Annotated in this window: 15 protein-coding genes and 1 pseudogene; 6 read left to right on the forward strand and 10 right to left on the reverse strand. The window is 41.7% G+C overall.

Translation table 11 applies throughout. From position 1 onward, the window contains the following. Positions 1 to 157 precede the first annotated feature (157 nt). The 10 genes from KAN5_RS03480 to leuS form a co-directional block, all read right to left on the reverse strand. Complete coding sequence (locus KAN5_RS03480; protein ID WP_029216057.1) at positions 158 to 1318, reverse strand: serine hydrolase; 1161 nt, start codon at positions 1316 to 1318, stop codon at positions 158 to 160. A 117-nt stretch (positions 1319 to 1435) separates the two neighbouring features. Beyond that, positions 1436 to 2215 carry a septal ring lytic transglycosylase RlpA family protein gene (locus tag KAN5_RS03485; RefSeq protein WP_016707584.1) on the reverse strand — a complete coding sequence of 260 codons (780 nt, stop codon included), beginning with the start codon at positions 2213 to 2215 and terminating at the stop codon, positions 1436 to 1438. Next, entirely contained in the window at positions 2215 to 3321 is a 1107-nt protein-coding gene (rodA, locus tag KAN5_RS03490; protein ID WP_085999740.1) for a rod shape-determining protein RodA, read from the reverse strand. Before rodA ends, KAN5_RS03485 begins: the two co-directional genes overlap by 1 nt. Further along, a complete protein-coding gene (mrdA, locus tag KAN5_RS03495; RefSeq protein ID WP_244390500.1) occupies positions 3318 to 5198 on the reverse strand; it encodes a penicillin-binding protein 2 in 1881 nt (626 codons plus the stop codon). Before mrdA ends, rodA begins: the two co-directional genes overlap by 4 nt. Positions 5199 to 5207: 9 nt before the next feature. Further along, positions 5208 to 5678 (reverse strand): 23S rRNA (pseudouridine(1915)-N(3))-methyltransferase RlmH, encoded by a 471-nt coding sequence (rlmH, locus tag KAN5_RS03500; RefSeq protein ID WP_016707581.1) that lies wholly within the window; start codon positions 5676 to 5678, stop codon positions 5208 to 5210. Between the two features lie 41 nt (positions 5679 to 5719). Further along, a complete protein-coding gene (gene rsfS, locus KAN5_RS03505) occupies positions 5720 to 6037 on the reverse strand; it encodes a ribosome silencing factor (protein WP_016707580.1) in 318 nt (105 codons plus the stop codon). A 53-nt stretch (positions 6038 to 6090) separates the two neighbouring features. Further along, entirely contained in the window at positions 6091 to 6726 is a 636-nt protein-coding gene (gene nadD, locus KAN5_RS03510) for a nicotinate-nucleotide adenylyltransferase (protein WP_244390922.1), read from the reverse strand. A gap of 16 nt (positions 6727 to 6742) precedes the next feature. Then, complete coding sequence (holA, locus tag KAN5_RS03515) at positions 6743 to 7780, reverse strand: DNA polymerase III subunit delta (RefSeq protein WP_244390501.1); 1038 nt, start codon at positions 7778 to 7780, stop codon at positions 6743 to 6745. After that, positions 7780 to 8274, reverse strand: coding sequence for an LPS assembly lipoprotein LptE (lptE, locus tag KAN5_RS03520; RefSeq protein ID WP_244390502.1), 495 nt, complete (start codon positions 8272 to 8274; stop codon positions 7780 to 7782). The genes holA and lptE overlap by 1 nt, the downstream gene beginning before the upstream one ends. Before the next feature lie 2 nt (positions 8275 to 8276). Then, entirely contained in the window at positions 8277 to 10865 is a 2589-nt protein-coding gene (gene leuS, locus KAN5_RS03525; RefSeq protein ID WP_016707576.1) for a leucine--tRNA ligase, read from the reverse strand. 185 nt (positions 10866 to 11050) lie between these two features. Here leuS and KAN5_RS03530 point away from each other — a divergent pair, with 185 nt between their 5' ends. The 6 genes and pseudogenes from KAN5_RS03530 (at position 11051) to KAN5_RS03555 (ending at position 19600) form a co-directional block, all read left to right on the forward strand. Beyond that, positions 11051 to 11509, forward strand: coding sequence for a zinc ribbon-containing protein (locus KAN5_RS03530; protein ID WP_016707575.1), 459 nt, complete (start codon positions 11051 to 11053; stop codon positions 11507 to 11509). Between the two features lie 79 nt (positions 11510 to 11588). After that, positions 11589 to 13996, forward strand: a pseudogene (locus KAN5_RS03535) (ATP-binding protein). A gap of 2 nt (positions 13997 to 13998) precedes the next feature. Further along, positions 13999 to 14475 (forward strand): FKBP-type peptidyl-prolyl cis-trans isomerase, encoded by a 477-nt coding sequence (locus tag KAN5_RS03540; RefSeq protein WP_244390503.1) that lies wholly within the window; start codon positions 13999 to 14001, stop codon positions 14473 to 14475. 305 nt (positions 14476 to 14780) lie between these two features. Continuing rightward, positions 14781 to 15290 carry a hypothetical protein gene (locus KAN5_RS03545; RefSeq protein WP_244390504.1) on the forward strand — a complete coding sequence of 170 codons (510 nt, stop codon included), beginning with the start codon at positions 14781 to 14783 and terminating at the stop codon, positions 15288 to 15290. A gap of 192 nt (positions 15291 to 15482) precedes the next feature. Continuing rightward, positions 15483 to 16220 carry a hypothetical protein gene (locus KAN5_RS03550; protein WP_244390505.1) on the forward strand — a complete coding sequence of 246 codons (738 nt, stop codon included), beginning with the start codon at positions 15483 to 15485 and terminating at the stop codon, positions 16218 to 16220. Between the two features lie 131 nt (positions 16221 to 16351). Then, complete coding sequence (locus KAN5_RS03555) at positions 16352 to 19600, forward strand: S41 family peptidase (RefSeq protein WP_244390506.1); 3249 nt, start codon at positions 16352 to 16354, stop codon at positions 19598 to 19600. Positions 19601 to 19667: the final 67 nt, after the last annotated feature.

The raw sequence follows: 19667 nt of genomic DNA on the forward strand, positions 1-19667 counted from the left end.
CTGCACTAAGCGACGTTTTTTGCACTATAATTGCTTACATAAGTAATGTAATTGCTATTCAGATTATTTGTCGGTTAGATATGGGGCGCATTCTACCATTTTTAAAGCAAAAAAAAACGCCTTGCAGTGCAAGGCGCTTATATTCTTTAACTATGTATTACATTATTTGTAAACGTAGGTAATCATAAATTTTACTAAAGAAGCTACCTTCTTCAACTTCTTCAAGTGTTACTAGCGGATACTGCGCAATAACTTCGCCTTCTAACTGTAACGATAAAGTGCCTACCGTAGAGCCTTTAGCTAGCGGAGCTTCTAATACTTTATCAAGTTTGAAGTCTGCTTTTAAATTTTTACGCTGACCACGCGGAATAGTAATTGGTGTATCCTCTAAAATACCGAGAGATACGTTTTCTTTATTACCCATCCAAATACGTTGCTCAGCAAAGCTGTCGCCTGCTTTATATGGTGTAATTGTTTCAAAGAAACGGAAACCATAGTTAAGTAACTTTTTGCTTTCAACTTTACGAGCTCGCTCACTCGAGGTGCCCATAACAACAGCAATTAAACGCATGTCGTCTTTAGTCGCTGAGGTAACTAGGCTGTAACCTGCTTCTGAAGTATGGCCTGTTTTGATACCGTCAACGTTTAAGCTTTCATCCCATAATAGTGAGTTACGGTTGTATTGTTTAATACCATTAAAAGTAAATGATTTTTCTGCATACACGGCGTACTCATCTGGTACATCACGTATCAGCGCTGCGCCTAACGTTGCCATATCGCGTGGTGTTGTGAAATGCTCGTCGGTATCTAAACCATGGCTGTTAATAAAATGAGTATTGCTCATACCTAATTTATCAGCGTGTGCATTCATTAGATCCGCAAATGCGCTTTCGCTCCCAGCGATATGTTCGGCCATAGCTACACAGGCATCATTGCCAGATTGCACTATGATTCCATGATTTAGATCATCAACACTAATTTGCTTACCGACTTCGATAAACATCTTTGATGATTCAGGGAAGTTTTTAGCCCACGCTTTTTCACTTACCGTAACCATATCAGTTGGTGCAATGTTACCTGCTTTGATCTCGGTGCCGATCACATAGCTGGTCATCATTTTAGTTAAACTAGCTGGAGCAAGGCGGGTATCAGGCTCGCCTTCGGCAATCACTTTGCCTGTTGTAAAGTCAACAAGAAAATAACCTTTTGCATTAACTTGAGGAGGGGCTGGGATGATTTGGGCGGTCGCTGAGAAAACGGCAGCAGAGCATACTAAGGCGCACACACCGTTGAGAATTTTGTATTTAATAGATTTCATCATACTCATTAATGGTTAAAGTTAAAGATTCGCGTTACTCCATTCTATACCCAAACGACCCCGAGATGCGAGTGTCGTTTTTAAACTAACTCACTGGGGGGAGTTTGGGTATTAGTCTTATTGACTGTAAAGCAAGAACGCGTTTTGAAATTGATCCAGTTTTAATTTTTCAAGTACTTGCTGTGCTTGTTCAGCATCTTTAATTGGTCCTAAGCGCAATCTATAAATTGCATCTTTTTCCACGATATTCGTGGGTAATTGATATTGCTGTCTTAGGGTGTACGCCAGTGCTTCAATATTCTTTAAGGTACTTCCTGCCGCCACTTGGATGTAACTCTGGCGCGCAGTTGAATCGGCCATAGTAACCGCCTCAAGCTTAACCTTCGCTGTACCATGATGGTAGTAACCCAGTTTGTACGCAGCTGCGTAGGATAAATCGATTAAACGATCATCATGAAATGGACCACGGTCATTGACACGGACAATGACAGATTTCCCGTTACTGGTATTGGTTACTTTTACAAAGCTAGGTAAAGGGAGCGTTTTATGCGCTGCGGTCATCGCGAACATATCGTACACCTCACCATTGGAGGTATGATAACCATGAAACTTACGGCCATACCAAGATGCGATACCTTCTTCACTATAACCAGTTTCATCTAACATTGGAGTGTAGTTTTTACCGAGTACGGTGTATGGACGGCCTGCGCTAGCACTTTTGGTAACGGGGACTACAACGGCATCTTGCATTTCTAATTCGGTTGGTACACGCAACGGTGCAGCGTCATGGCGCATACTATAACGGCTGCTATGATCGGTTTTACTACCTGAGCTACTGCATGCGGCTAAAAAAATGGTGAAAAAAGTGAGCGTAATTAACTTTACTAAAGAGTGCATTATTTCAGTAACATCCTTTTATCCGTAGCGATAGACATAATAATGCCAAATCCTGCCATTAAGGTGACCATCGAAGTACCGCCGTAACTTATAAGCGGTAGGGGTACACCAACAACAGGCAGCAGGCCTGATACCATGCCTATATTTACGAACACATAAACAAAAAAAGTGAGGGTGAGGGCACCGGCTAATAACTTGCCAAAAGCATCTTGCGCATTAACCGCAATATACAAGCCACGGCCAACGATAAATAAGTACATACAGAGTAATAAGCACACCCCAAATAAACCAAACTCTTCACTTAATACTGAAAATATAAAGTCAGTGTGGCGCTCAGGTAAAAACTCTAATTGTGACTGCGTACCTTGTAACCAGCCTTTCCCTTCAATCCCCCCTGAACCAATGGCAATTTTTGATTGAATGATATGGTAGCCAGAACCAAGCGGGTCACTTTCAGGATTAAATAAGGTTAAAACGCGTTGCTTTTGATAGTCATGCATGCCGTAGTGCCAAAATGGCCAGGCAGCAAGTGCCACTAAGGCGCTTAAAAAACCAATTAACCGCCAACTTAACCCAGATAAGAACAACACAAATACACCTGAGCTGGCAATCAATATTGAGGTGCCTAAGTCGGGTTGTTCTTTAATAAGCAATGTTGGGATCATAACTATGGCAAAACCAACAACTAAATGCACGGCTTTAGGCGGTAAGTGATTACGGCCAATGTACCAAGCAACCATCATGGGGACGGCTATTTTCATGAGCTCAGATGGCTGAAAGCGGGTAACTCCTAAATCAAGCCAACGTTGGGCGCCTTTTGAACTGACACCAAAAATTAACACACCAACAAGCATTAATAAACCAGCACAATACAGTGGGAAAACTAAGCGCTTTAGTGTGGCAGGTGAAAGCTGTGCTAACACAAACATGCCAATAATTGCGCCAGCCATACGCGTGGCATGGCGGATCATCATTGCGCTGTCTTGGCCGCTGGCACTGTAGACAATAGCCAAACTGGCAGCCATTAAGGTAAATAATGCCAGTAATAATGGCAGATCTAGATGCAATTTATCCCACATAGAACGTTTATCATCAAGCTGCATTATGGCGCCTCATTCTGAGCGATATTGATGGGATTAGCCGAGAAATAGTAATCCATTAACTGACGGGCGATAGGTGCACCTACGGTACTACCACCGCCGGTATTTTCAACAACGATAGACACCACAATTTGTGGGTCATTATAAGGTGCAAATCCAACATATATGGCATTGTCACGGTGGCGCTCTTTTAGCGATTTTGCATCATAACGCTCACCTTGGGCAATACTAACTAATTGAGCAGTGCCTGTTTTACCAGCAGGGTCATAGCTTACCCCTCTAAATGCTTTATGAGCAGTACCGGTCACTTTGGTAACTGTATTATGCATCGCATCTAAGGCAATTTGCCAATGGTTTGGATCCTTGAGTATCACTGGTGGCTTTTCTTCATTATTAATTTGTACAACCTGATTTTCTTGCTTAGCAACTTGCACTAAGTGAGGAGGGCGGTTAATCCCTTTATTTACTAAAATATTGAGTGCATTGGCAATTTGCATTGGTGTGGCTGTCCAGTAACCTTGTCCAATGCCGACTGAAATTGTATCTCCTCGCCACCATGACTCTTTAAATCGCGCTTCTTTCCATTCTTTTGAAGGGAGAATCGCGGTGGTTTCTTCATGAATATCGATACCGGTTAAATCACCAAAACCAAATTGCGCCATAAAGTCACTAATTTTAGTGATACCTAAACGATAAGCCGTATCATAAAAATACGTATCACATGATTCTTCAATCGCCTTGTAAACATCAACATGGCCATGGCCCCAGCGTTTCCAATCTCGCCATTTATGGTCCACATTCGGTATTTGAAAAAATCCGGGGTCCCAAATAGTGGTATGCTCGGTGACTAAACCCTCTTCAAGTGCCAAGATAGCTAAGTGAGGTTTGACCGTAGATGCGGGAGCATAGCGCCCTTGTGTGGTGCGATTGATCAGTGGTCTATCTGGATTTAACAACGCTTTGTAATTTTTGCTGCTAATACCATGAACAAATAAATTGGGGTCGTAGCTTGGGTTAGAATATAACGCCAATACGCCACCGTCTTTGGCATCCATGACAACCACAGCGCCGCGCATATCTTTAAAGGCATGTTGTGCAATTTGTTGTAGTCCGATATCTAAAGTCAACACTAAATCGTGGCCGGGTTGTGGTGGTGTCATACTTAAGGTACGAATTACGCGGCCACGGTTATTTACTTCAACACGTTGTGAGCCAACTTGACCATGTAGCAATTGCTCATAGTATTTTTCAATCCCCAGTTTGCCAATATCATGGGTGGCACGGTAGTTAGTGCCTTGATCTTCAGACTCGAGTTTAGCCAGTTCTTTTTTATTGAGTTTAGCAACATAACCTAACGCATGGGTTAGGGTGTCAGCATACGGATAATAACGTGCTAACCGTGCTTCGATGCTAAAACCTGGGAATTTATGCTGATTGACCGAAAAACGGGCCACTTCAAGCTCTGTTAAGCGTGCTTTTAGTACCTGGCTTTTAAAACGGCGGTTATGTTTGATATCGTCTATAAAATCGCTTTTTTGCTGATCTGAAATATCAATAAATTGCGTTAAGGCAGACAGGGATGCATCAAGATCATCCACTTCTTCAGGAATAACCTCTAGATTATAGACGGGTTTATTTTCAGCGAGTAATACACCATTACGATCGTAAATGAGACCGCGATTAGGTGCGATCGGAATAACTTTAATGCGGTTATCGTTAGAGCGAGTTTGGTAGTCTTGATGATCATCTACTTGAATGGTGTATAAATTTGACAATAACACCGCAACTAAAATAGTGACAAACACAAAGCCCACAAAAGCACGGCGAGCAAATAGATTTGCCTCTGCAGAGTGATCCCTAATCGTGGGCCTGTGTTTTCGCATGCGTGATGACTACTCGCGATGATACGGGTGGTTATTGTTTAAGCTCCAGCCTCTATAAAGACTTTCTGCAACAATAATACGCACCAATGGATGGGGCAGGGTCAAATTTGAGAGTGACCACTTTTGCTCTGAAGCTGCAATACACTCTGGTGCTAAGCCTTCAGGTCCGCCAATTAGCAAACTCACATCGCGGCCATCCAGTTGCCACTTTTCCATGTCTTTTGCTAATTGGTGAGTATCAAGCGCTTTACCTGTTACTTCAAGTGTAACAATACGATTGCCTTTCGGGATGGCGGCTAAGGTTTTTTCACCTTCAATATGCAGTATTCGCTTAATATCTGCATTTTTGCCACGTTTACCCGCGGGTATTTCAATTAATTCCAACGCCATATCTTTTGGAAAGCGGCGCTGATATTCAGTAAAACCCGCTTCTACCCATGCTGGCATTTTGGTACCAACGGCAATCATTTGTATCTTCACGTGTTACATCCAAACTCTAGTAAAATTAGTGAGCGTTTAGCTTAGCTCCATAGTTTTTCGAGGTCGTAATAGCTACGTGCGTGATCTTGCATTACGTGTACGATTACATCGCCTAAATCAACCAGTGCCCATTCACCATCTGTTTGGCCTTCGTAACCGAGTGGTTCTTGACCTGCGTGACGAGCTTCTTTTGCTAAATGGTCTGCAATTGACAGTACATGACGCTTTGATGTGCCAGAGCATACAACCATGTAGTCGGTAATGTCTGAGCTTGCAGTTACGTCTATATTAACCACGTCACGTGCTTTCATATCGTCGATTTTGTCTATTGCAAAGGCAAGTAGTTGTTTCGTATCCAAGGTGTTATCTCATTAAAAAGTGAATAGCTGTTATTTTATCACGCAACCAGTATTTATTCATCACTTAGATAAAGTTGCTGTTGTTGAATATACTGACCCACTGCCTTAGGGAGAAGTTCATTGTAATTTATACCTTTTTTTATTGCATCACGTATATCACTTGAGGCAATGGCCAGTTCTTCACCCGTTAAAAAGTATAATTTGCCGCCCGGTTGTGTTGTGAGCTCGGTGCTATCACTGCATTCGCTGGCTTGTTGGTAGGCTTTTAATTCACCATGAGCGCTGCATTTTAGCCCCGGACGTTGAAAAACCACTATATGGCATAGCTGGGTAATTGTTTGCCACTGATACCATTTATCTAAGCTATTAAAGGAGTCCATACCAATTAAGAACAAGATTGGTTGTTGAGGGTATTGCGCACGTAGCTCTTGCAAGCTTAATAATGAATAGGATGGGCCTGTGCGATTTAATTCTCGTAAGTCGAGTTGAAAATAAGGGTATGGCGCAATAGCAGCCTTGAGCATTGCAATTCGATGTGCCGTACTGATCCCTGGAGCCGCTTTATGGGCCGGGATTGCACATGGCATAAAATACAAGGTTGCTAAGTTAAAGTGTTTTACACAATGCTTGGCCATATTAATATGACCTAAGTGAACGGGGTCGAAAGTACCACCAAACAATGCAATCATCATAAACGCCTAATAATTAGTTGAGTGGATGCGCAGGCAAAGGAAACGCTAATGGTTGGCAAAAAACTAAACAAATATGCGCTAGCGCTTGATAGGGTTTAACTAAATTACCTTGCTTATAACTGGCATCAAATTGTGCCAAAAGCTGAGTAATTTGCTCAAGGGTTGCGATTGATAAACGACTAAGTGCTTGTTGAATTGGCCCTTGTTGATTTTTCCAAATTGCTTTTTGTTTAAATAAACTTGCTAACGGTTCACCTTGTTGTAAGCCTAACTGCAAGGTAAGTAACAAATTTGCTTCTTTAGTAATAGCCCATAAAATACTGACAGCTTCGGTGTTATCACCTGCCAGCTTATTCAGTACTTTAATTGCTTGGCGGCTATTACCTTGCAGCAATGCATCGGTTAGATCAAAAATATCAAACTTGGCTTGATTTAATAACCCTTGCAATACTTGTTGCTGATCAATCGTCGCAGTGCCATGCAACAGTGACAGTTTTTCAAGTTCTTGAAAGCAGGCTAATAAATTACCTTCAGTCGCTTCTATTAAAGTGCGTTTTGCGTCGTTTTGCATATTGATCTGCAAGCGCTGGCATTGCTCGTCTAACCAACGACTTAAATGATTGCCAGTGAGTGGGTAGCAGGGGACAAAAATGCCGAATTTATCCAACGCTTTAAACCAGGCACTGCGTTGAATATCTTGGCTGGCTTTTGCACCTGTAATGATCAGTAGGGTATCAGGGTTGTTAAGTTCAACTAACTGCTTAAAAGTTTGACTACCAACAGTGCCTGGTTTCTGAAAGTTTAGATCCAGCTCTATTAACGTACGAGCACTGAATAATGACATGCTTTGATATTGTGCAATCAGCTCTTGCCAATCAAAGCCTGGCATTAAAGTAAATTTAATAACTTCATCAAAGCCTTGCTGTTTAGCTGTGTGGCGAATTTGCTGGGCGCATTGTGCAACTTGAAAGGGTTCTTCACCAAACACTAAATAAAAGGGCTGCATGCCTTTTTTTAATTCATTCGGTAATTGATTCGCATAACAGCGCATTACAGTTGCGACAGCTCTCGAGTGATACGACGACTGGCTTGCATACGAATTTCATTAAGCAATAGCTCCAATTCCTTCGCTTTAGCAAGTGCGTTATCCGGGTCGTCTTGGTAATTACGATACAGCTCAAAACTCTGTTCGATGGCATCTTTACCTGGGCGCTTGAGTAGATAACGTACGCTGTAAGCTAGTTCGTACTCGGCAACTTGGCCATTTTTAAATAATGACAATGTTTGACGTTCTAAACGGTCTTTAAATAAATACAGTTGCGCTACGTCTTTTTTAGGCGTGCTGAGTAACTCAACTTTGCTCAATGTCAGCTCTTTTTCAAGCATCGCGAATAACGCTGATTTTTCATCATCACCGCTTAATGTGAGGGTGGTTAAATCATCCGGTAGGCTTGATGCTTTTTTAAGATGAAAGCCACAGCTTGATAACAAAAAACAGACTAGCGCTAAGACTAGTCCGTTTTTAATGGCATGAATAGCAGCCATAATTAGTTAGCAACCACGTTAAGTAGTTTACCTGGTACGTAAATTACTTTGCGGATAGTAACGCCATCAGTGAATTTAGACACGTTAGGCTCAGCAAAAGCTTGAGCTTCTACTTGTTCTTTAGTGGCATCGGCTGGTACGGTCAATTTAGCACGCAGTTTACCGTTAACTTGCACGATGATAAGCTTTTCATCTTCAACAAGGGCTGATTCGTCAACAACAGGCCAAGATGCAGCTAAAATGTCCCCTTCTTTACCAAGCTCTTGCCACAATTGATGCGACAAATGCGGAGTGATTGGCGCAAGCATGATTAATAATGCTTCAAGTGCTTCGTTAGCAATCGCAACATCTTGTTTATCAGCTAAAGGTGCTTTTAACAATTTGTTTGAGATTTCCATAATTGCAGCAATCGCAGTATTAAATGTTTGACGGCGTTCAATATCATCAGTCACTTTTGCAATCGCTTTGTGCAACTCACGACGTAAAACTTTTTGATTGTTGTTGAGAGCTGATTTATCAAGGGCTTGGAAACCAACAGTATTGACGTCAACAGCGTATTTCCAAATACGTTTGATAAAACGATGCGCGCCTTCAACACCTGAATCAGACCATTCAAGCGTTTGCTCCGGTGGTGCAGTAAACATCATAAATAAACGTACCGTATCCGCGCCGTACTGGGCAATAACTTGTTGCGGGTCGATACCGTTATTTTTCGACTTCGACATTTTGCTCATACCCGATGAGAATACGGGTTCGCCGTCGGTTTTATGCCACGCTTTAGTAACACGGCCTTTTTCGTCGGTTTCGGTTTCAACATCACTTGGTGAAATCCACACATCGCCGCCTTTCTCATCTTTACGATAGAAAGTTTCAGCTAATACCATGCCTTGACATAATAAGCGATCAAATGGCTCATCTGAGTTTACTAGACCAAAATCACGTAATAACTTGTGGAAAAAACGTGAGTACAATAAGTGTAAGATTGCGTGTTCAATACCACCGATGTATTGGTTTACTGGTAACCAGTAGTTTGCCGCCGCTGGGTCAAGCATGCCCTCGTCATGGCGAGGGCTACAGTAACGTGCGTAATACCAAGAAGATTCCATAAAGGTATCAAAGGTATCTGTTTCATGAAATGCAGGCGCGCCATTGACTGTTGTTTTAGCCCACTGTGGATCTGCTTTGATTGGTGAGGTAACACCGTTCATTACTACGTCTTCTGGTAAGCGTACCGGCAGCATATCTTCAGTTGCAGCAAGCTCGTTACCGTTTTCGTCGCTAAGCATAGGGATTGGCGAACCCCAATAACGCTGGCGGCTTACACCCCAGTCACGTAGGCGGAAGTTTACTTTACGCTCACCCACGCCAAGGGCTTCAAGTTTATCGGCAACAGCGTTAAACGCGCTGTCAAAATCAAGGCCATCAAATTCACCTGAATTAACTAACACGCCTTTTTCAGTGAATGCTTCTTCTTTTAAGTTAACTTCAAGCTCAGAGCCTGCAGCAGGTGCAATTACCTGTTTGATATCTAAACCATAAGCGCTTGCAAATTCGTAGTCACGTTGGTCGTGTGCAGGTACTGCCATTACAGCGCCTGAGCCGTAATGCATCAATACAAAGTTAGCAACCCAAATAGGCACTTGCTCACCGGTTAATGGGTGAGTTGCAAAAAAGCCCGTTGCAATGCCTTTTTTCTCCATGGTTGCCATGTCTGCTTCGGCAACTTTGGTGTTTTTACATTCTTCAACAAAGCGTGCTACTGCATCGCTATTTTTAGCCGCTTCTTGTGCAATTGGGTGGGCACCGGCAACAGCGAGGTATGTAACTCCCATGAAAGTATCAGGGCGAGTTGTATATACGCTAAACTTTTCGTTGTTATCTGTACGGGTAAACTCGATATCTAGCCCTTCTGAGCGGCCAATCCAGTTACGTTGCATAGTTTTAACTTGCTCAGGCCAATCTTCTAGCTTGTCTAAGTCGTCCAGTAACTCTTGCGCATAGTCAGTAATTTTAATAAACCACTGTGGGATTTCTTTTTGCTCAACGACTGCGCCTGAGCGCCAACCGCGGCCATCAATCACTTGCTCATTCGCAAGTACAGTTTGATCCACTGGATCCCAGTTTACCGTTGACATCTTTTTGTATACTAAGCCTTTTTCGTACAGCTTAGTGAAAAACCATTGTTCCCATTTGTAATAGTCAGGGTGGCAGGTCGCGATTTCACGATCCCAGTCATAACCAAAACCTAATTGCTTAAGTTGGGTACGCATGTAATCAATGTTTTCGTAGGTCCATTTTGCTGGGGCTGTTTTGTTTTTAATAGCCGCATTTTCAGCAGGTAACCCAAACGCATCCCAACCCATAGGTTGCATAACGTTTTTGCCTTGCAAGCGTTGGAAGCGAGAAACAACATCACCAATTGTGTAGTTACGCACATGACCCATGTGGAGTCGGCCACTTGGGTAAGGGAACATAGAAAGGCAATAATACTTTTCTTTGCTTTCATCTTCAGTGGCTTTAAATACTTGGTTTTCTTCCCAGTAGGCTTGGACTTTTGACTCTATGTCTTGTGGGTTATATTGCTCTTGCATCTACGATTCCAGACTTCTTGCAAACTAATAAAAAATTGTCGATAGGATACCCCAAAAAAAGCGCTATTCACAGCGCCAAATTGGCGCTTTTTATAAATTCGCAACTAAATTAGTTTTCAGGGCAGGTTAACCTATACTTATCTAATCTGAGTGTTGATTTTTCATCATTTTTCTAGGAGCACACAATGGCTGATTATAAAACGTGGTTAACAGACTTGAGTACGTGGTTAAAAGATGTAAAAGAGCACGAGCTGAAAGATGCAATGGACAAGTTCATTGAATCCGAACAAGCGCTCAAAGATTTAGGGCAACAAAAACTCACTTTATACCGAGAATATTTAAAGCGTGATATTGACCATATTCAAGAACATGATCAACACTATGATTCTCTTGCGTGGCAAGAACTTAAAGAGTCTTTGTGGTTTGAATTATCTCATATTGAAGACAAAACTCAGCTGGAGTGGCGCGCATTAGATCAAGATTTTAAGCACAATGGGGTCTATCACCAAGGTGAATGGATAGCCATGGGCACATTAGTATGTAAGAATTGCCAACATAGTTATGATATTTACCATGCAACGCAAATTACAGCTTGTCCTGAATGTGATGGTATTTACTTTAGCCGCAAGGCACTACAACCTTAAATGCTTAGTGAGCAGTGCTTTTATGTGTACTGACACCACCCTAAAATCAACGAATATGTTGGTATAAAAAGAAGTTAGAATGACGAAAAAATTGCTGCCATTACCTGTGTCGGCCCTTGCGCCGACAATTTCACTTAATCATGTGCAAACGTGCATGAGCAATCCATATCCAGAAACCTTGACTTTTATTGGTCAACAACGTGCGCAAAGCGCACTTGATTTTTCACTGGGAATGGAACTACCTGGTTACAACGTATATGTAATGGGCGAAGCCGCTCATGGTCGTTTTACATTAGTAAAAGATAAGCTTGAAGCGCACAGCAAAGGGCGTCCGACACCAAACGAATGGTTATATGTCAATAATTATGATGACCACCGTGAGCCTATTGCGTTATTTATGCAAGCAGGTCAAAGCAAACAACTTGCCGATGACATTGACTCATTTATTGACGAAGTACTCGACACCTTTCCAGCGGCATTCGATAACCCAGCTTATCAGCGTAAAAAGAAAAAATCGATCGTGAATTCAACGACGCCTACGATAGTGCAATTACTGAAGTTGAAATAGCAGCTTTGGAACAAAGCGTTGCCCTAATAGAAGAAAAAAGTGTGGTGGGTTTTGCCCCGCTTATTGATGGCAAACAGTTAAGTGATGCTGAATTTGCTGAGCTTGATGATGAATTACGTGAACAATTTTATGAAGTTATCGAAAAGCTCGAAGATGCGTTAATTGAAGCGCTTATTGAGCTACCACGTTGGAAGCGCGAATCATCTGAAAAACTGCGTAATTTAAAAAAATCGACAGCTGAACTTGCCACCAAACCCTTACTTAAAGATCTTGAACATAAATATGCCGCTCACATCGGCGTGCTACGTTATTTAAAAGATATTCGCGTAGAAATTATCGACGCAGTGCTTGAGTGGCTTGACGACGAAGATGTAAGCGATGAAAACAAAGAAGACTTTGACCGCAAAGGCATGTTAACAGACTTTTTTGCGCCTAATATTTTGGTGGAGTTTAAAGAAGGCGATGCAGCGCCGGTCGTGTATGAACCAAATCCAACCTTTGGTAATATTTTTGGCAAAATTGAGTATGCGACCTCACAAGGCTCGTTGATCACCAGTTATCGTTCAATTCAGCCAGGTGCACTGCACCGTGCGAATGGTGGTTATTTAATTATGGATGCTGAAAAGGTGATGGCCAATCCACAAGTATGGGATGGTTTAAAGCTATCACTTAAAACCCATCAAATTAAAAATGACTTACCCTATCAAGACAGTGCAGTGGGCAGTAGCTTCACTTTGCGCCCGCAGCTAATTCCATTGGATGTTAAAATTATTTTATTGGGTTCGCGGGAGCTTTATTACACCATAGGTGAATACGATGAAGAGTTTGCGGAGCTATTTAGAGTGCTGGCAGACTTTGATTATTACCTACCAAGTAGCGATAAATTGCAGTATCAATTTATTACTAAAGTGCTTGAGTATTGTGAAGGGACGCTAAAGTGTAGCTTAACGGAATCAGCAATGGCGCGTTTACTTAAGTTTAGTTATCGCCAAGCAGAGCATCATAATAAGTTATCGGCTCGTTTTGCCGATGTATTGGAGCTAGTCGCAGAAGCCAGTTTTTATACCAAGCAAGATAATCTTAGCCTTATTGATGCACATCACATTGATGAAGCTATTGAAGGTAAACAATATCGCACCGGGCAAATAAGTGAAAACATGCTCAGCGATATTAAAGAAGGGCACACATTAATTGCCACCGACGGTCATGCGGTAGGTAAGGTAAATGGTTTAACTGTGTTGCACATAGGTGATACTTCTTTTGGTACACCTGCGCGTATAACTGCCACTGTATATGCAGGCGCTGATGGGGTTATAGATGTTGAGCGCGAAGCTGAACTTGGCAAAGCGATTCACTCAAAAGGCGTGATGCTATTGACGGGATACTTAGGCAATAAATACGCCCAGCAGTTTAGTTTAACGCTCAGCGCCAATATCGCTATTGAACAAAGCTATGGTTACATTGATGGCGATAGCGCATCGCTCGCGGAGCTTTGTGCATTGATCTCCGCAATCACCAGCCTGCCTATTAGCCAATCGATCGCATTGACTGGATCAATTAACCAACATGGTGATGTGCAAGCCATTGGTGGCGTAAATGAGAAAATAGAAGGCTTTTTTAAGCTGTGTAAAATGCGTGGTTTAACGTCTGAGCAAGGTGTCATCATTCCTAAGTCGAATCAAGTCAACTTAGTGCTAGATGATGAAATTCTTAATGCGGTAGAGTTGGGCAAGTTTCATATCTATGCCGTTGAAACTGTTGACCAAGCACTTAACTTATTAATGGATATTCCCGCTGGTGAGCTTAAAGACGGACAATACCCAGACAATTCAGTCAATGGTATTGCTTTGGCACGATTAAGTGAAATTGCTGATATCGTTAATGGCGATAACGATGAAAAAGAACACGAGAAAGAATAGTTATGATCAACATTATGTTGGCGGTGATTATCGCCATTTTATGCTTTTTAATTTTTCAAAGTAGTAAAAAAGCAAAGCAACAAGCACTTGAAAATGCGCAAATAGAGGCCGACTTTTTAGTGGCTAATAGTAAGGTGGAGGGCGTCGTTGAAACTGCCTCAGGCCTGCAATATAAAATTGTGCAGCGCAGTGGTAATGAAGCAAAACCGAGCCCAACCAGCATGGTAAACGTACATTACCACGGCACTTTACTTGATGGCTCAGTGTTTGACAGTTCAGTGGAACGTAACAGCCCCATAAGCTTTGGTTTGCATCAGGTTATTAAAGGCTGGACCGAAGGCTTACAATTAATGAACGAAGGTGATAAATACACTTTTTACGTGCCCCATCAACTTGCCTATGGTGAAAAGCGTGTTGGCAGTATTCCACCCGCATCACTACTTATATTTGAAGTAGAGCTGATTAAGATCGAGTCATAAGCGTATCTAGACGGCAATATGTGATGACTGAGCCTAATTATAAAAATTATACGCTGCAAGAATTACTTGAAGCGCAATAAACTATTGATCAAGAAAACTTTCCTTTGCGCTATCAACAACTTTGCACAGAAATAAAACAGAGCGACCTACACCAAATAGGTTTAGTAGAACGAAAAGAATATTTTAATAATCTTATTTTCGCCAAAATCATCATGGCGCTACTTAGTTGGTTTCTATACTGGGTTATAGTTAAGTTATATAGCTTGTGGCCGATACCTTTATTAAGACCATTTCAGGATGAAATAATGAAGATATCACCCGTAATAAACTTGCCTAAAGCCGAGGATTTTCAAACGAATAGTAATAAGGGGTTGGAACACAAACCTGAAGGTGATGAACCTGAGTATGTTTTATCTGAGTTTTTAGATGCCAAAGCACAACAATACAGCGATGAAGATGCCAGCTTTGCGGGCCAGTATGAGAACTTAGAAAAAGTATACGATGATTTAAAGCAAAAGATTAATGTGCTGCAAGAGCAAATTAGTAAACTCAATCAAGACCCCATTCAACGCCATTTACAGCTTAACAGCCACAGCCTAGACACTCAAAGCAATAATAAAAGCCAAAGCTTAACGATGCAGCCTGAGCACGGTGGCGTTAAACGGTATCGTAACTCTCAACAGCAAAAACAAATTGATATTTTGCTGCAGCAGCTTAATGAACTGCAATCTAAGCAAGCAGAAGTTAAGCAGCAAATGATAAATATGGTAATCATGGAGATTAAAAAGCGAGATAACGAAGAATATAAACTTTAATCTGCAGCTGTTGCTTTAATTGTTGGTAAACGTTGGGCCATCTAAATATTGACTCGTTCTTAAGCGTAATTGGTGTGTTTTACCATCGCCTTTTACTCGTAAGGTGATATGTTTAGACGCTTTGTGTTATGAATAACCTTAATACTATGTATGGTCAGATAAATTGATCACTTTTAAAAACTAGGGAAAAGCATGAAATCAGATATTTTTTTTAAATGGGTATGGAACTTAAATGGAATTATTTTATTAGTCGGGGTTTTAATTGCTACTGCATTAATTTCAGTTCAACTTGTTGAAACGATATTTAGTGATAACTACGTTGAGCCACCTACATTAAATTTAGCTGATGACAAGAACGAAGAGGAAAAGTGGCGTTTGGGCTATCCGCAAAGAGTAGGAAAAACGGACTTTTATTATATTGAGCTTGAGTCTGAAAAATTAACGGTTGAAGCCGATACTGAGCATGGGTTAGGGCAAGTTGTAGAAAATTTTAGTGGTTCCTCTTATTATAAACACAAGCCAACACGCTCAAAAAATGTGATGTTTATCAATGGTAAAACAAATTATGCCAATTGGCTTTTTAGTTCCACAGAGCAACTGATCACAGATATTTTTCCATTGTATTTATCTGAATATAATCCGAAATCAAAAGCGCTGGCTATTGCCTATCAAATTATCAAAAATGATACTAATAACGATGGTCTTTTAAGCGATGAAGATAATAGTATCTTTGCCTTAAGTAAAATAGATGGCGCTAGCTATAGCGAAATTCTCACAGAGTACGATATTATTTTTGAGTACGAGCTTAATGAACAAAGCAATTTGTTTATGGTGTACAGCTACAATGCTGAAGTGTTTTCAATGCTTATTGATCTAACAACATTTACAGTCATTGATAAAAGGCAGCTACCTAAAGTAGGCGAAATATAGCGGCTAGCGGTCATTGCTTATGAACGTTATTTACACTCTGTTACAGTAATTTATCGCACAAAGCTGCAATCCATCCTTAAGTTGTTATGATGATATAAAATAACAACCGCTCAATAGTTGGGCATAAAAGGATGGTCTCGTTGAAATTACGTACTTTACTAACAGCACTCGCTGTTGCAGTTACGCCTGCAATCTCATCAGTTGCGCTCGCCTATGAAACGCACGATACGCGCTTATTGCGTTTCCCGGATATTCATAAAGAATCAGTCACCTTTGTTTATGCAGGTGATATTTACATCGCTAATATAAAAACGGGCGAAAGCACACGCTTAACTGATCATATTGGTTTTGAAACCTTTCCTAAGTTTTCCCCTGATGGCAGTAAAATAGCTTTTTCAGCGCAATATAATGGCAGCCGCCAAGTGTATGTGATGAACCGTGACGGCTCACAGTTGAAACAGTTAACTTATTATAATGATGTGGGGGTGATGCCACCACGTGGTGGATTCGATTATCGTGTGCTTGATTGGACGCCTGACGGCAAGCATATTGTATTTAGAGCTAATCGTACGCCCTATGGTAAACGCGTTGGCCGCCCTTATATGGTGCCTGCTGATGGCGGGTTGGAGCAGCCATTAGCAATCCCTGAAACGGGTGGTGGTATGTTATCGCCTGATGGTAAACAGTATTTATATACCCCCATTGATCGCGAGTTTCGTACTTGGAAACGCAGCCGCGGTGGTCGCGCGCAAGACGTATGGATTTATAACTTAGAAAATAATACGTCAAAGCAACTAACCAATGATCCTGCAACTGAGCAGCAACCGACCTGGGTGCATGACAACATTTACTATGTTTCTGATAAAGACTATACCCTAAACTTATATAAGCACCAAGACGGCAAAGCGCCTGTAAAAGTCACTAATCACAGTGAGTTTGATGTACTTTGGCCATCAGCTGGGCCTGATGCTGTCGTCTATGAAAATGGTGGTTATTTATATCGCTTTGATGACGCCTCTGGACAGACACAAAAACTGACTATCAATGTGCAGGGTAACCGTGAATACACTATGCCATACAGCAAAAATGTAGCTGGTTTTATTGATTCAATGGATATATCCCACGATGGTAAACGCGTGTTATTTAGTGCTCGTGGTGAGTTGTTTTCAGTGCCTGTTAAACATGGTCCAACCCGTAATCTCAGTTACACGCCAAAAGGGCGAGAAATTGCTGCATCGTGGTCACCGAATGGCCGTTATGTCGCCTATATGAGTGATGAAAGCGGTGAATACGAGATTTACTTACAAGACCGCGCCAACAACAATCAGGTTAAACAGCTAACGAGTAATGGCACTATTTGGCGTTTTGACCCAGTTTGGTCGCCGGATAATAAAAAGCTCTTGTTTGCTGATCAAAACCATACGCTTTGGTGGCTTGATATAAAAACGGGCAAGCAACATAAAATTGATACCGCAAAGTATGAAGAAGATGGCTTAACCACGTATATTTGGTCACCAAATAGTGAAGATATTGTGTTTGTTAAAAACAACGAAAACCGTTATGCGTCACTTTGGCATTACAATATCAAAGAACAAGATTTAACGCGTTTGACTGACGAGATGAGCAGTGAGAGAAATCCAACGTTTTCGCCAGATGGCCAACAATTGTATTTTACCTCTGAGCGTGATTTTAATTTAACGTTTAGTAGTTATGAATTTGACTATATGTTTAATAATGCCACACGCATTTACGCGGTGGCGGTAAACAATAAAATCAAACCGCTGAATAGCCCTTTGACCGATGAAATCAGCATTGTTGATAATAAGGAAGATGACGATGATACCTCGTCTAAAGCGCCAAGCAATCGTATTGATAGCAAAGGTTTTATGCAGCGTGCGGTGGCCCTCAATGCACCCGCTGGCAACTACGGTGCATTGAGCGGTGTTAAAGATGGGGTATTAACTTTATCAGGCGGTGAACTCAAGCTTATCCCCAGTGCTGTGGATGGTGAGATAGTCACTGTTGCTGGTGGTGTTAGTCGCTATAAAGTATCAGCCAATAGCGAGCATATCATTGCCCGTGCTGGCGATAACTACAGTGTTATTAAGCCTGCTGCAAAACAAGATTTAAAAGCCACGCAACTGAACCTTAATGACATGATGCTAAAAATTGACCCGCAAACCGAGTGGGCACAAATGTACCGTGAAGGCTGGCGTACTCTGCGTGATTGGTTTTATGACGAAAATCATCATGGTCAAGATTGGGATGCGATTTTAAAACGTTATCAGCCGATGGCCGATGCAATCGCACATCGCGCTGATCTCGATTACGTGTTAAGTGAAATCGCCGGTGAGATTAACTCAGGACATATCTATGTAAATTCTGGTGATATGCCGCGTTCTGAACGTTTGCAACATGGTTTACTTGGTGCTGAAATTAGCGCGCATAAATCTGGTTATGTAAAAATTGAGAACATCTTTAAAGGTGAGAACTGGCACGAAAACTTCCGTTCACCACTAAACGAAACGGGCGTTAACGCAAGCGTAGGCGACTATATTATTGCGGTGAATGGTCGCTCAGTAAAAGACGTGATTAACTTTTATGAGTTACTTGAAAACACCCAAGGCAAACCGGTTGAGTTATTACTGAGTAAATCGCCAAGTGTTAAAAACAGCTGGAAAGTGTCTGTTAAACCGATTGCCAGTGAAACTGGTTTACGTTACTTACAGTGGACGCAAAGCCGTGCTGAGTATGTAGATAAACTTTCTGATGGGCGCATAGGGTATGTTCACTTACCTAATACACATTACGAAGGTAACCGTGCATTGTTTAAAAACTTTTTACCGCAAACAACAAAAGAAGCAATGATCATTGATGATCGTTACAACGGCGGTGGGTTTATTCCTGAGCATATGATCACTTGGCTTGCGCGTAAGCCGCTTAACTATTGGAAGCGTCGTGGTGTTGAACCTACTAAAACTCCGCAGTTTGCCCATGATGGACCAAAAGCCATGCTGATCAATGGTTATTCAAGTTCAGGTGGTGACGCATTGCCGTATTATTTCCGCCAAGCGGGCTTAGGTAAACTCATTGGTACCCGTACTTGGGGTGGCTTAATTGGTATCTCTGGTAATCCAAGCCTAGTTGATGGTGGCTCAGTGATTGCTGCCACCTTTAGAATACTCGACAACGACGGTAACTGGATCATCGAAAACGAAGGTGTAAGCCCAGATATCGAAGTGATAGACCGTCCAGAGCTTATTCAAGCGGGGCAAGATCCGTCGGTTGAACGTGCCGTTGAAGAGCTGTTAAAAGAGCTTAAAGCAAATCCGAAAAAACCGTTGGTTGTGCCACCGGCACCAACCGAGTTTGGTAAGTAAATCGTATTATTTAAAAGCCAGCGTTTGCTGGCTTTTTTTATCGATTTTTTACGCTAAGTTTTGTATT

Source organism: Pseudoalteromonas sp. KAN5 (assembly GCF_022846535.1).
Lineage (GTDB): Bacteria > Pseudomonadota > Gammaproteobacteria > Enterobacterales > Alteromonadaceae > Pseudoalteromonas > Pseudoalteromonas haloplanktis.